At 69.2% G+C, this 12,958-nt stretch carries 13 protein-coding genes; 7 read left to right on the top strand and 6 right to left on the bottom strand.

Going from position 1 to position 12,958, the window contains the following annotated elements; genetic code table 11:
• Window positions 1-163 precede the first annotated feature (163 nt).
• From ACFOX0_RS33150 to ACFOX0_RS33135, 4 genes are all read left to right on the top strand, one after another.
• Window positions 164-469, top strand: a complete 306-nt coding sequence (locus ACFOX0_RS33150) for a hypothetical protein (RefSeq protein ID WP_377553451.1) — start codon at window positions 164-166, stop codon at window positions 467-469.
• Window positions 466-1,767, top strand: coding sequence for an MMPL family transporter (locus ACFOX0_RS33145; RefSeq protein WP_377553448.1), 1,302 nt, complete (start codon window positions 466-468; stop codon window positions 1,765-1,767). The genes ACFOX0_RS33150 and ACFOX0_RS33145 overlap by 4 nt, the downstream gene beginning before the upstream one ends.
• A gap of 248 nt (window positions 1,768-2,015) precedes the next feature.
• On the top strand, window positions 2,016-3,857 hold the full coding sequence (locus ACFOX0_RS33140; protein ID WP_377553445.1) for an FAD-dependent oxidoreductase: 1,842 nt from the start codon (window positions 2,016-2,018) through the stop codon (window positions 3,855-3,857).
• A gap of 157 nt (window positions 3,858-4,014) precedes the next feature.
• A complete protein-coding gene (locus ACFOX0_RS33135) occupies window positions 4,015-4,473 on the top strand; it encodes a LysR family transcriptional regulator (RefSeq protein ID WP_377553453.1) in 459 nt (152 codons plus the stop codon).
• A gap of 1,134 nt (window positions 4,474-5,607) precedes the next feature.
• On the opposite strand, the gene ACFOX0_RS33130 is transcribed toward ACFOX0_RS33135, so the two are convergent.
• From ACFOX0_RS33130 to ACFOX0_RS33115, 4 genes are all read right to left on the bottom strand, one after another.
• On the bottom strand, window positions 5,608-6,063 hold the full coding sequence (locus tag ACFOX0_RS33130) for a hypothetical protein (protein WP_377553443.1): 456 nt from the start codon (window positions 6,061-6,063) through the stop codon (window positions 5,608-5,610).
• A gap of 90 nt (window positions 6,064-6,153) precedes the next feature.
• Window positions 6,154-6,825 carry a hypothetical protein gene (locus tag ACFOX0_RS33125; RefSeq protein ID WP_377553441.1) on the bottom strand — a complete coding sequence of 224 codons (672 nt, stop codon included), beginning with the start codon at window positions 6,823-6,825 and terminating at the stop codon, window positions 6,154-6,156.
• 53 nt (window positions 6,826-6,878) lie between these two features.
• Window positions 6,879-7,337, bottom strand: coding sequence for a VOC family protein (locus ACFOX0_RS33120; protein ID WP_377553439.1), 459 nt, complete (start codon window positions 7,335-7,337; stop codon window positions 6,879-6,881).
• A 1,371-nt stretch (window positions 7,338-8,708) separates the two neighbouring features.
• Window positions 8,709-9,422 (bottom strand): SIMPL domain-containing protein, encoded by a 714-nt coding sequence (locus ACFOX0_RS33115; RefSeq protein ID WP_377553436.1) that lies wholly within the window; start codon window positions 9,420-9,422, stop codon window positions 8,709-8,711.
• 98 nt (window positions 9,423-9,520) lie between these two features.
• Here ACFOX0_RS33115 and ACFOX0_RS33110 point away from each other — a divergent pair, with 98 nt between their 5' ends.
• Complete coding sequence (locus tag ACFOX0_RS33110; RefSeq protein ID WP_377553434.1) at window positions 9,521-9,832, top strand: hypothetical protein; 312 nt, start codon at window positions 9,521-9,523, stop codon at window positions 9,830-9,832.
• 253 nt (window positions 9,833-10,085) lie between these two features.
• Here ACFOX0_RS33110 and ACFOX0_RS33105 read toward each other — a convergent pair whose 3' ends face one another.
• Window positions 10,086-11,336, bottom strand: coding sequence for an IS4 family transposase (locus ACFOX0_RS33105; RefSeq protein WP_377553431.1), 1,251 nt, complete (start codon window positions 11,334-11,336; stop codon window positions 10,086-10,088).
• A 158-nt stretch (window positions 11,337-11,494) separates the two neighbouring features.
• Complete coding sequence (locus ACFOX0_RS33100; protein ID WP_377553429.1) at window positions 11,495-12,001, bottom strand: MarR family winged helix-turn-helix transcriptional regulator; 507 nt, start codon at window positions 11,999-12,001, stop codon at window positions 11,495-11,497.
• Window positions 12,002-12,062: 61 nt separating this feature from the next.
• Between ACFOX0_RS33100 and ACFOX0_RS33095 the strand changes: the two genes are divergently transcribed.
• Window positions 12,063-12,452 carry a VOC family protein gene (locus ACFOX0_RS33095; protein WP_377553428.1) on the top strand — a complete coding sequence of 130 codons (390 nt, stop codon included), beginning with the start codon at window positions 12,063-12,065 and terminating at the stop codon, window positions 12,450-12,452.
• Window positions 12,453-12,469: 17 nt separating this feature from the next.
• Window positions 12,470-12,820: a DUF1801 domain-containing protein gene (locus ACFOX0_RS33090; protein ID WP_377553425.1), complete on the top strand. Its 351-nt coding sequence runs from the start codon at window positions 12,470-12,472 to the stop codon at window positions 12,818-12,820.
• Window positions 12,821-12,958: the final 138 nt, after the last annotated feature.

Genomic DNA, 12,958 nt, shown 5'->3' with positions numbered 1-12,958 from the left:
CGCCAACGGCACACCATCCAGCCCGACCCTGACCTGCACCAGCCCGTAACCACCACACACCACACACCACGGACCCGGACCCGACCGACGGCCACAACCACGCCGCCCGGTCGGGCCCGGGTCCGCCACACGGCCACGCTCCGGGATGGTGCGACAGTAGGTCATGCGCCGTCTTCCGTACGTCCTCAATGGAGTGCTGGCCGGAATCGGTGGTCAGATCGCCGTCCTCTGGGCGGCTGTCCTGATCGCGAAGAGCGACGCGTTCGAGCCTTTTCGCAACCGTGGTCCAGGCAGTGTCGGCGACCTTCTTCTCATATCGGTCCTGATTGTGGCGCTGGACGTCGTCCTCGCCGGCGCGCTGGCGCTGGTACTCCGGCGGCGTCGGTGGGGCCGGACCGTCCGCTGGTCAGTGTTCGCCGTCATCGCCCTGATCGGTATCGCCGTCGTCGTCGGCTTTGGCTTGCTGTGATCGCGGTCGACTCCACGGGCGCCGATCTGCGTGCCGTCGTCGAAGCGGTCAGGCAGACCGAGGGCATCGCCTACGCCACGCCACCCGGATCAGCAAGGACGGACAGGCCGCCACCTTCATGGCTTTTCCCACGACCGGACCAGGATGAGGCGACCGCGGACCTGGTACACAAGCTCCGCAACGACGTGCTGCCCGAGGCGGCCGGAGGCGAAGAGGTCTACATCGGCGGTCCGAACGCCGGCGCGATCGACTTCGCCGAGGACACCGGCTCGCGGCTGCCGTTGATGATCATGGTCGTCATCGCGATGTCCCTGGTGCTGCTGGTCGTGCTGGTCCGGTCGGTCACGATCGCGCTGCAGGCCGCCGTGATGAACCTGCTGTCGATCGGCGCCGCCTACGGCGTGCTGGTCGCCGTCGTGCAGTGGGGATGGCTCGGCTCGGTTCTCGGGTTCCCCACCGAGATGCCGGTCACGACCTGGGTGCCGATGATGATGTTCCCGCTGCTGTTCGGCCTGTCGATGGACTACGAGGTCTTCCTGATCTCGCGTATCCGTGAGGAGTACGAGCGAACCGGCGACACCCGCACGGCCGTCACTCTCGGGTTGGCGCGGACCGCCAAGGTCATCACGGCCGCGGCCGCCATCATGATCGCCATCTTCACGACCGCCCTGCTCGGCCCCGACGTCTCGGTCAAGCAGATCGGCCTGGGCATGGCTGTCGCCGTGCTCGTCGACGCCACCATCATCCGGATGATCCTCGTCCCGGCGGTGATGGAACTGTGCGGCAAGGCCAACTGGTGGATGCCCGGACGCCGGGCACCGAAGGCGACCTCGGCCGCACTGGCCGAGGTCGGGCAGGGGGCCAGCGTCTGGCCCTTGCTCGAGTCAGAGTGCGGGGAACCTGCGATCGGGCCGGTTCCCCACACTCTCTTACGAAGCTCCGTCGCCAGGCGGCGGCACCGCCGCCTGGCAGGCACCGCCTTAGGCGCTCGGCTTCCGCACGTCCTTGGCGGACTGCACCTGATTTGGCAGTACCGGGAGCGGTGGAGATCGCGAGCATCTACTACGCCGCCATCTGCCGGCCGACGTCGGCCCCGGCGGTGCGCACCGACAGGACCGACCCCACCGAACACGAAGGCGGCCACCGAGCACGAGGCCATGGTCTGCTGGCGACCACGCCCGACGTCACCCAGACCGGCACAAGGACGGCGACGAGGGACTGCCGTTCACGGGGCGAGCCGATCGCCGTACGACGCAACTGGCGCCGCCCGGAATTGGCGACCAGATGGAAATAGATGAGCCGAGGGCTCGCAGATCAATAACGCAGATCCCGACGATGGGAGGCGCTGTTATGGTATGGACTCACCGGACCCGCGCAAACAGGCGATGAGCATCAGAAGTGCGCGCAGTTCGGCGATGGGCATCTCGCAGGTCGCGAACGACTACCACAAGCAACTCGGCCGGATCCGAAATCCGCGTGTTGATCCTCTGCAAGCCCTAAGTTGATTTGGGAGGGTCATGACCGACTTGATCGTGCGGAGGACATCGTGGCTAACGGTTCGACGCAGCACCGTGGCTCCATCGGGACCGCGTCACAGCGCGGCGTCCCCGAGGAGGTGGACGTAGCAGTCGTCGGCTCTGGCGGGGCAGGGCTGATGGCGGCGCTCAGCGCCGCGAAGCAAGGGGCACGGGTCCTCGTTGTGGAGTCCCAGCCGATCGTCGGTGGCGCTACCGGAATCTCTGCGGGTGCGGCCTGGATCCCGAATCATGGTTTTTCGGCCAAGGACCTGAAGGTGAGCGACGACCTGGACAAGGCTCGGCGGTACATCTATGGCGAGGGCCGGGACAGGATTCTTGACCCTGAGCTGGTGGAGAAGTTCCTGGAGACGGGGCCGCAGGTCGCCCGATTCATAGAAGAGCACACCTCTTTCGGGTGGATCCCGACGATCTGGCCGGACTACCGCTCCGACATCGATGGCGCGTCGGTCGGACGGGCCCTCTTCCCCGGCCCCTACTCCCCCGAGGGATTGGGGGAGGCCGCCGCGTTCGTGCGACCGGCCCTGACGACTGGCATGGCCAGGAATCCGCTCCCGTTCTGGCTGCTCGGTGGGATCAGTAGTGATGTCGTGTGGCTCGCCGGACCAGCGTTGGTCGGCGCCCTGCTCGAGGCGGTTCTGGGTAACGGCGTCGACGTGCGCGTCCAAGCGCCCGCGGTCCGGCTCATCACGGATGAGTCGGCGGTGCGGGGCGTCGTCGTACAGGATGACGATGGCGTCGAGCGCACAGTTCGTGCCACCAAGGGCGTCGTGCTGGCCAGCGGCGGGTTCGAGGGATCGACCGACCTGACCACGAGCCACCTCCACGCACCCTTCGCAGTGCAGGTTTCGCCGCAGGGGCATGAGGGCATCGCGGTGCAGCTGGCCCGGGACGTGGGCGCCGATCTGACGGGCATGCAGGACGCCTGGTGGATGCCCGCGGTGCAGGTGCCCGGCGAGACGCTGGAGGGCCGCCCACTCAGTCGGGTGTTCCTGGGTGAGCGTGCGCTGCCGCACAGCATCATGGTGAACCATCAGGGTGAGCGCTTCGCGAACGAGGCTCTCCCCTACGACCAGCTCGGGAAGATCATGCGCGAGGTGGACCCAAGGACGGACACCCTGCCGAACGCCACGGCGTGGCTGATCTTCGACCACAACTACTGGACGAAGTTCGGCATCTTCGGCATTACGCCCGGCGGGCCGGTGCCCGACTACATCCACCGTGCTGACACGCTGGCGGGGTTGGCGGCTCAGATCGGAGTCGACGAGGTGGGGCTACTCCGGACCGTCGACCGGTTCAATCCCGAGGCCGGACGAGGTCGCGACCCGCACTTCGACCGCGGTGGCACGCTGTTCGATCGGTACTTCGGCGCCTTCTACCCCCGGCTGAGCAAGAAGTCCCCCGACGCGCTATTCCCAGCCGCCACCGCGAAGGCGCGGATGGTCATCGCAAAGGCGATCGGACCGATCGTGAGCACGCTGGCGGCACGGGCGGCGAAGAAGAACGACCCCGAACGCCTGCGCTCCCTCGTGGTCGGGCCCATGACGAAGATCGTACGACCGGTCCTGAAGAGCCCGAGGTCAAGCGTCCTAGGGCCCGTCAACACCCCGCCGTACTACGCGCTCAAGGTTGAGGCCAGCGCGCTCGGCACTGTGGGTGGCCCGAAGACGGACGCACACGGGCACGCGCTGAACACCGACGGCAAGGTCATCCCAGGCCTGTACGCCGCCGGCAATGCAGGAGGCGCACCAACGAAGGGGTTCTACGGGGGCGCCGGAGGGACGATCTCACTGGGGCTGGTGTTTGGCTACCTAGCGGGACAGGAGGCAGCCCGGCGGCAGAATGTTTCCTGAGCCATCTCGTTCGCCCCCCACCACAACGCAGGACGTTGGTCAGTGACTCCTGAACGATCCGGTACGCCACCTCGTCGAGCGCTGCGGGCAGCTGCTTGCCAGTGTCCGTCCAAGACCGATCGGGCGGCCGGCGATAAGGGGCGCTTATGACGGGCCCATGTCCGACGCGCCGACCCGGGCCGCCTGGTCGGACCTACGGCGGCTGCGTTACTTCACGGTGCTCGCCGAGGAGTTGCACTTCACCCGGGCCGCCGCCCGGCTGCTCGTCGCCCAGCCCGCGCTCAGCCAGCAGATCCGCGCCCTGGAACGCCAACTCGGCGTGGCACTCGTGCACCGCACCAGCCGGGGCTGCACGCTGACCGAGGTCGGGGTGCGGGTCGCCGGCGAGGCCGCCCGGCTGCTCGCCGAGGTGGCGGCACCGCGGTCGCGCCGCGCAGCAGCAGGAACCCGCCCAGGGTCCGCAGCCGCACGGCCGGTGGGGCGCCGCCGCCGGCCAGCCAGCGCAGCGCACCGGCGCCGTGCCGCAGGCCGTCGGCGGGCACGCCGAGGATGCTCAGCCGGCGCTCGGCCGCCCCGCTCGGCCGCCCCGTTAGCCGGGTCCGCAGGTAGTCGTTGACCGCCGATCCGATCGCATACTCCATGGCGGCCCACCGCTCGGCGGCTTCGGCCAGGCGGGTGTCAACCAGCTCCGGCCGGTCCCCGGCCAGCGCGGCCAACTCGATGGCCTCGGCCAGCCGCGGGGGATGGTGCCGAGCCTGCGCCGCGGCGAGCGCCCGGCGAGCCCAGTCGGCGGCCTCGCATTCGCCCCGGATCAGCGCGAGCCACCCGGCCGCCAGCAGGGCCTCGGTCTCCGGCAGGCCGACACCGGCGGTCAGCGCCTCATCGACCAGCGCCGCGGCCCGCCGCGGATCCTCGTCCACCAACACCCGGACCAGCCCGGCCAACCCCGGCACACTACCTTGGGCGTCCCCGGCCGCCCGCGCCTCGGCCACCGCCTGCTCGTACCCGGCCCGGGCCTGGCCGAGTTCGCCCCGCAGCCGGTGCACCTCGGCGAGCCGCATCAGCGGGTACGCGACCGTCCGGCTGCCCAGCTCGCGGTAGCTGGCCACCGCCGCGCCGAAGTCGGCGGCGGCTTCGTCGAGCTGCCCGAGCCCGAGGTTGGCCAGGCCCCGATTGTGCACGGCGAGCGTGCCCAGGGCTGCGTAACCGGTCTCCCCGGCCAGCTTGATCACGTCCTCGAAAGCCGGCGCCGCGGCGCGGTAGCGGCCCTCCTCCAGCAGTCGTGAACCGAGGTTGTTCCAGATCCGAATCAGCGCCAACCGGTCGCCGGACCGCAGCGCCGCGCGCTCGGCGTACCGGTAGTGGGTGACGTTGCCACTCTGGTCGCCCTCCATGGCCGCGAGCAGCGCCATCGCCGTGTGCGCCACGGCGAGCGCGCCGTCGTCGTCGAGCTCGACGGCCAAGGCCAGCGCCTCGGTGGCCGCCCAGCGGCACCGCTCGTGGTCCTGCCGCAACCAGTGCACGGTGGCCAGCCAGCCGAGCGCCCGCGCCCGGTCGCTCCGGCTCGACGCCGGGTCGTCCAGACCCCGGTCGAGCATCGTGAGCGCGTCGTTGAGCTCGCCCCGGAAGTAGTGGATGAGGGCCGTCCGCCAGGCCAGCCCAGCCGGCACGCTCGGCCCGTCGCCCGCGGCCCGCCGCAGGTCGGCCAGCGCGCCCACCCAGTCGCCGCGGACCTGCCGGGCCTGCCCGCTCAGCCGGTACAGCTCGGGGCCACGGGCAGCGGCCGGCGGCTGTCGACGGCATCGGTGACGGCGGCGACCTCGCCGGCGCAGAGCAACCGGTCGCCGTGCCGGCGCAGATGCCGGGCCAACGCGCCGGGATTCCCGGCGGCGCGGACGGCCCGGAGCGCCTCGGCCGGACGCCGGTGCGCCACGAACCAGGCGACCACGGCGTCGCGCAGCGCGTCGCGCTGGTCCGGCGCCGCGGGCGGCAGCGCGGTCCGCGCCGCCTCGGCCGGCATCGATGGTACGGCGAACACGGGCTCGGGCCCCTCCTCGACCGTGCGCAGCAGCCCGCGCCGCACCAGGTCCCGCAGGGCCGCCTCGCCGACGTCCAGGCCGGCCGCCCGGCAGGCCCCGGCAGTGAAGCCGGGCAGATCCACCACCAGTGGCCACAGCGCCCGCGTCACCGGTTCGGCGCCGGCCACCACCTCGTCGGCCAGGTACTCCAGCAGGTCGCCACCCGGCCCGACGCAGACCGGCCAGCCGGGCGGGCCGGTCGACCGGCCGGACCCGGGTCAGCGCCTCGGCGAGGATCCGGACCGCCGCCGGCCAGCCCCGGTCAGCCGGTGGGCCGAGGCGGCCACCGCGGCGCCGTCCGGCCCGAGCACCGCCACCAGCAGCGACGCCGTCTCGGCGGCGGTGAACCCGAGCTGGTCGGCCGCCAGGTCGGCGACCCGGCCGGTTCCACGCGAACCGGTCAGCTCAACGGCCGGCTCGCGCCGGCCGGCCAGCACCAGATGCAGCCGCGGGGGCGTCTGCCGGCAGAGCGCTGCCAACAGTGCCGCCCCGGGGGCGCCGGCCGGCAGTTCGGCGCAGTCGTCGAGGATCAGGGCCAGGTCGGTCGCGAGCACCCGGTCGACGGTCTCGGCCAGACCGGCGGCCATGGCGTCCACCGCGGACGCGGAACCGGCCTGTGGGCCGAGCGGCGCCGGCGGCGCCCCGTCAGCCGGGACACATTCCGCGACCGCGGCGAGCAGTCCGGCCACGAGCAGTCCCGGGTCACCGTCGTGGGCGTCGAGGATGTACCAGGCGGCGCCGGTCCGTTCCGCCCAGTCGGCCAGCAGCGTCGTCTTGCCGTACCCGGGGCCGGCGACCAGGCAGGTGATCGGCCGGGTGGCGGCATCCGCTTGCGGCGCAGCGGTTGCGGGCCGTCCTGTGCCATGCCGCGACCGTACGGCCGCCGGCACGCCGGTGGGTCGGTGTGTCGGGAAATCGTTGCGCGCGACGTTGGAACCCTTGACTACGCCCCTTGACCGTCTGCCGGGCTGTCCACGCCTGCCGGTCCAGGGTCGACCTGCCGAGCGGACGCTGAGTAGGAGATGAACTCGATCAGGCTTCCGTCGGGATCACGGAAGTAGACGCTTGTCCCCGCGCCGCCGGCGCCGAACCGGCGAACCGGTCCCGTTTCCACCTCGACATGGTGCTCGCGCAGGTGCCTGACCGCCTCCTCGATCGGTCCGTCCCAGAGGAAGCAGATGTCACTGTTGCCCGGGCGCACAGGGATCCGCGCAACGTTGTCATCGGCCAGCTCGACACCGGGCCCGTGCACGCTCAACTGATCGGGGCCGATCCGGAACGCGACGCGGTCACCGGCGACACCGATCACGTCGGCGCCGACGACATCCCGGTAGAAGCCGATAGCGACCTGCCAATCCGAGACGGCTATCACGACATGGTCCAGTCGGGTCACGGACACCATCTCCGGACCCTACGTCGACCGGCCCGACGATCATGGCCGTTCGGACCCGTGGCACTGGCTTGATCTGGCCATGGCGACCTGTGAAGTCGCGTTGGACGCCACGACGGCTGCGCTCACAGCCGTGGGTCGGTCGGCCTCGGACTCCAGGGCCAATACGGCGAAGACCCGGGACGCGAAGGCCGTGGCGCCCGCGCTGCCCCCGGGCCTGGAGCTGGAGATCCTCGATATCAGCGAAGCCTGGGAAACGGGGTACGGTCCCGCCGCACGAGGGCGTCACGGTCCGGAACGGTCCTGGGGAGTCACCGGGGGCACGAACGAGACGGTCACCACGACCACCTCGCCTCAGCGCCAACAGCCGGTATCGACGAGGATGATCGGAGGGCGAGGTGTTCAAAGCCCCTTGAACACATCGGTACGGGAAACTGCGCACCGATGCGGGAACCTGGTGCCCCGAGGGGGACTTGAACCTCCACGGTCCGCACCGATGCGCACTATAGTGGGCCTGCCCCGTTTTGACGGACATCCGAGATCAGGAGACCTGGGGTCTCCGGGAGGATGTCCAGCATCATCTGCTCCCCGCGCACGCGGGGATGATCCGAAGTTCGCCCGCGTCCACGACGACACGTGCCTCTGCTCCCCCGCGCACGCGGGGATGATCCGTTGCGTCGGTCTTCACTGTCCGGGATGACGGACTGCTTCCCTGCACGCGGGGATGATCCCGACGATGCGGCACGCCTCGAACGTCCCCACCCCGGACTGCAGCAGCCGCCAGTACTCCATCTCCAACTTGAGCCGGCGCCTACGCCCTCGTCGTCCCATCAACACGCCTCACATGATCAGGTGTGTTGCGACAAGTACTGGAACCCACCCGGAACAAGGGGGTCAAGGTTGCGTCGGCGTTGACAACCTGCCGTCGGCGCCGTCGCCCGGCGACTTACCGGTGCTGGTGTGGCACCCGGCCCAGCCGCCGTGGTTGCCGAGCAGCCGCGCCCCAGGATCGAGGATCCGGCACCCCCGAGCAACCGACAACGGAATCCGGGTGGTGGAGAAATTCGATCGCCCGTCCTCAGCCATCTTCCGGCGATAGCACGAGAGCGCGACGCGACCGGGTCGTCTGTCGGCGACGGTCGAGCCAGCCTCTTCCGCTACCGAACGGGCGGGAGTATGCCGACCCCGTCGGGCTGTGCAGGACGTCAGCGACGGAGGCGCTGCCTACGACTGTCGCCCGCATTTCGCGACTGTCGGCCCGTTGCTCTTGCGTGAGCGGGGCGTCATCGCTGTTGTATCTGCTGCCAGGCATACCGTCGAATCCCTTGGACGGGAGACGTGGGCGCGTGACACCCCTGCTTTGGTCTCGGTGGGCGTGATTGGTCAATCGCGGGCTACGGCGTAGCCGAGCACCACGGCGGCGGACACGACGACGTGGCCCGGGGCGAGGTCCTGGGCGCTCGTCGCGGCGGCTTCGGCGTGGCTGCGGTAGCGAGCAGCGCCCGGCTGTTCCGGGTCGATGTCCTCGATGTGCAGGACCGCGCCGATGCGTACGCCGGCGGCATCGGCATAAAGCTCGGCCTTCGCGCGGGCCGCGGCCACTGCCCTGCGCCGAGCCTCGGCTCGTAGTTCCCGCTTGCCGGTGACGTCGAAATCCACGCCCTCGATCTCGTTGGCGCCCGCAGCAACGATGTCGATCAACAGTGGTTCGACGTCGTCCAGTACGTCGGACTGGACCGCGAAGGCAGCCTGACACTGATAGCCGACGAACTTGCGTGACCCGTCCACATATTCGCTGGCGGTCCTCAGGTCCAGCCGCGAACCCTCCACCGCCGCGTCCATGATCCCGTGCTCCCGCAGCGCGCCACGCACGGCCCCTACGGCTGTCCGGACCGCCTCGAACGCGGCGGCCGGGGCCTGCTCCATCCGTACGATCTTGAACCTCACCCGCACAAGGTCCGGCACGGCCTTCACGCTCGCCGCGCCGAACGCGGTGATGCCCCAGGGATGTTCCACCATCTGCATGAACGCCGATCCAACCAGATTGTGCGCCATGCCGTGAGCCCGTACGTCGTCCAGACCGCGCAACAAGGCCACGTCGCAAGCTGATCGCGGCAGTAGCGGACATTGATGTCGCCGCCGGTGCGACGATCATTGCCATGGACCCACGGCCGCTGACCCAGCGAGAGCGCGCAGTGCTTGAGGCGCTGTTGACCGTTGATTTCGAGGGCGTCGAGGACCTGCGGCGCCAGGCAGCGGAGGTGGTCGTCGTGGGCACGTGCGGCTGCGGGTGCCCATCCATCGATTTCCAGTGCGGTCGCGGCCTCGGGATGGCGGTACGTGTCAATGCCGGCGTCGCAGACTCCTACGACGGCCTGTTCCTTTATACGGTCGAGGCCCCTCAGCGGGGAGAGGTCCTCGGCGGCATCGAGTGGGTCGGCGTCGGTGAGACGGATCCAGAGGATCTTCCATCACCGACGACCCTGCTCGACATCCGGCCTGCTTGATTTCGTTGGTTCCGCCCACCGCTCGTTCATCGGCACGTCCTGACGCAATGCCGTTCAGATAAGGCTGTCTGGGCAGGCCAGTAGCGGTGTCGGCGGGCCGGGATGGCGGGTGATTCGGTGGGTGGGGCGTTTGATGCGGTAGGAGTTGTGTCGGGTGCGTTTGATGACGCGGGGGCAGGTCCGGTCGCGGCGGGGTGGGTTGGGCTGGCTGCGGATCTCGGCCAGCGCGTCGGTCAGGGCGTCGGAAAGGTGTTCAGGGGGTGATGGCCGCCTGGTCGGTGACCTGGCGGCGCACGACCCGCAGGCCTTTGATGAACGGCATCCGGTCCGGGTCGTAGCCGGCGGGGTCAGCGGCGTCCAGCAGCAGGGCGCGGATGGCGTAGTGCGCCAGCAACAGCCCCCACAGTTGTTGTTCGACCAGGTCCGGCGATTGCGAGCGTAGGACCCCGCCGCGGCCACGCAGATCGGTTTTGATCTCGTCCAGCGCGGACTCCTCCTCCCATCGTTGGTGATACGCCTCGGCCAGGTCGGCAGCCGGCACCTCGTGAGGGTCGGTGATGGTGGTGACCACGACGATCAGGTCACCGTCGGGGTTGCGGTCCGGGACGGTGTACTCGACCACTCGCACCAGTCGGGCCAGGTCGGCGGGAATCTCCTGGCCGGCTCTGGCCTGTTCGGCCAGCCGCGCCCGGCGGGCGGCGGCGAGCCCGGACGCGTAGATCAGCGCCTGGTAGGAACCGTCCGGCAACCAGCGCAGGTGCCCGACCGACACCGACGCCCCGATCCGCCAGGCCAGATCGGCGCCGGTCGCGGCGAACGCGGTGAACAGGTCGTAGGAGTACAGGCCGGCGTCGGCCATCACCAGCATGCCCGGCCCAACGGTGCTGGTCAGATCGGCCGCCAGGGTGCGTTCCCCGGTCCGGCAGCCACCCAGCACCGCACCGACGACCGCATGGCTGCCGCACTCGGCGAGCGCGGCGACGTGCACCTTCGGATACGCCGACGCTTTGGGTCCGGAACCCATCCGGCCGAACTGCTCCACGTTCGCCGCCGTGTCCGCCACGTCGAAACTGGTCGCGTCGATCGCCATCAACCGGCGCCGGGCAAGCCAGGCGCCTTTGGTACCCGGCGTGGCCAGCGGCACCGCGGCCCGATCGAACAACGCTTTCATCGGCTCGGGCCCGAGCCGTTGCCGGGCCTGGCTGATCGCCGACTTGGTCGGGACCTGCCAGTCGTCGCTCCAGGAGCCAAGTTTGCGCAGGTTACCGACCAGCCGACGCATCACCTCGTCATACGACTCGGCGGCGAACAACCCCATCGCGATCACGTACCGGACCATCACGTGCGCGGGCAGTCGCCGACTGCGTTTCTCCCGCCGCCCGGTACGGTTCAGGACCTCTTCCAGCAGGTCACGACTGAACCGGGCCGACACCACACCCAACTCGATGTGGTCGGTCAACCGGCCCCACGGCCGTGATCCTGCCTCGACTGCCGATGACGTCACGGCCAGCCACCGTACCGGCCCCCCACAATCGACGTCAGTCCACCACGCTGACCTCGCCAGACGCCTTATCTGAACGGCATTGGATCTTGCGGTCTCGTCTACGCCACCGGCATGCGCATCGAACGGGGAGGTCCCGGCATGCCGCGCGCTGGTCCAGATCAGGTCTGCGAACCGGCGGTTTGGCGCCAGCTGCGCTGGTTGTTGGTGATCTCCTGTAGCGTCGTCCTGAAGGCCGTGAAGCGATTGACACCTAGGGCCTGTGCGTGACGGTCTTCGATGGCTGCGAGAACTGCGCGGGCTTTGGCGATCTCGTCGAGGCCGAGCTCGGTGGGGACGATGCGTTTGGCCCGACGGTCGTCGGGGTCAGGTTCTCGGCGGACGTAGCCAAGCTTGACAAGCTCGTCGACGATCGTGCCGACGATCTGCTTGTGCTGCCCGGACCGGGCGGAGAGCTCGGTTGCCCGGACCCCCTCGGGCCGGAGGAAGGCCAGGACTGAGCCATGACGTGGGCGCACGGCCGGGTGACCCTGCTCCGCGAGCGTCTCGAACAGCTCCTCCTGGATCGCGCGCATCAGCTGCCCGGTCAGCACGCCCAGGTCCGCAGTCTTCTGGGGCGTATCATCCATCGTTCGTCTCCGAATATCGTCATGGTTCTTGACTATCAAGATTATTGACCATACTCTAGTCGTCACCACCCCACGCACTCAACCCCTGGAGACCTCTCCCGTGCTGTTCATCAACCTGCCCGTCAAGGACCTGGCGGCCTCCCGGCACTTCTTCACCCAGCTCGGGTTCGCCTTCAACGATCAGTTCGCCGACGAGAACATGGAGGCGATGATCCTCGGCCAGGACGCCTTCGTACTGCTCCTGACCGAGGAGTACTTCGTCACGTACACGGACAAGAAGATCGCGAACGCGGACAGCGTCGAAGCCATCCTCGCCGTCGGGGTCGAAAGCCGGCAGCGCGTTGACGAGATCGCGGAAACCGCCACAGCCCACGGCGGCCGGCCCTCCGGCCACACCAAAGACCTCGGCTTCGTCTACACCCGCGGGTTCATCGACCCCGACGGCCACCTCTGGGAGGCCACCCACATGGACTACTCGGCAGCACAGTGAAGGGAAACAACAACCCCATGACCAGCAGTGACGTCGACACCTACGTCGAAACCAAGCTCGATCCCAAGTACCGGGAGATCGTTGCCGCCCTTCGCGCGCTGATGGCCGACACCGCTCCAGGCGCCACCGAGTGCCTCACCTACGGCTCGCCGGCCTGGCGCGGCAAGAAGATCCTCGCGGTCATCAGCCAGAGCAAGACACATCTGACCTTCGCCTTCGAGCGCGGTACGGAATTTGCCGACGCCCACGGCCTGCTCGAAGGAGTCGGCAAGAAGACCCGCCACGTGAAGATCAAAACGCTCGAGGGTATCAACGAGACAGCCCTGCGCGACTACATCACCCAGGCCGTCGGCCTCGACCAGCACTGAGTACCTGTGAAATACAGATCTTGAATGGTCAGGTTCGTCCGATGTGGGCTGTGTGATGGCCGTGGGCTGGGGTAGATCGATGGGATGAGGTATCCCGATGGAGGTGGGTTGTCCGCGCGGGGGCGGGCGAAGCGTGAG

It is taken from the genome of Micromonospora zhanjiangensis (assembly GCF_042650605.1).
Classification (GTDB): Bacteria; Actinomycetota; Actinomycetes; order Mycobacteriales; family Micromonosporaceae; genus Micromonospora_J; species Micromonospora_J zhanjiangensis.
Note: the sequence above shows the minus strand (reverse complement) of the source record. Positions and strands in the feature narration are given on the sequence as shown.

What these genes read in the sequence shown, in the direction of transcription:
- ACFOX0_RS33150 (WP_377553451.1), top strand. Translation starts at nt 164, where the DNA reads ATGCGCCGTCTTCCGTACGTCCTCAATGGAGTGCTGGCCGGAATCGGT.
- ACFOX0_RS33135 (WP_377553453.1), top strand. Translation starts at nt 4,015, where the DNA reads ATGTCCGACGCGCCGACCCGGGCCGCCTGGTCGGACCTACGGCGGCTG.
- ACFOX0_RS33120 (WP_377553439.1), bottom strand. Translation starts at nt 7,337, where the DNA reads ATGGTGTCCGTGACCCGACTGGACCATGTCGTGATAGCCGTCTCGGAT.
- ACFOX0_RS33090 (WP_377553425.1), top strand. Translation starts at nt 12,470, where the DNA reads ATGACCAGCAGTGACGTCGACACCTACGTCGAAACCAAGCTCGATCCC.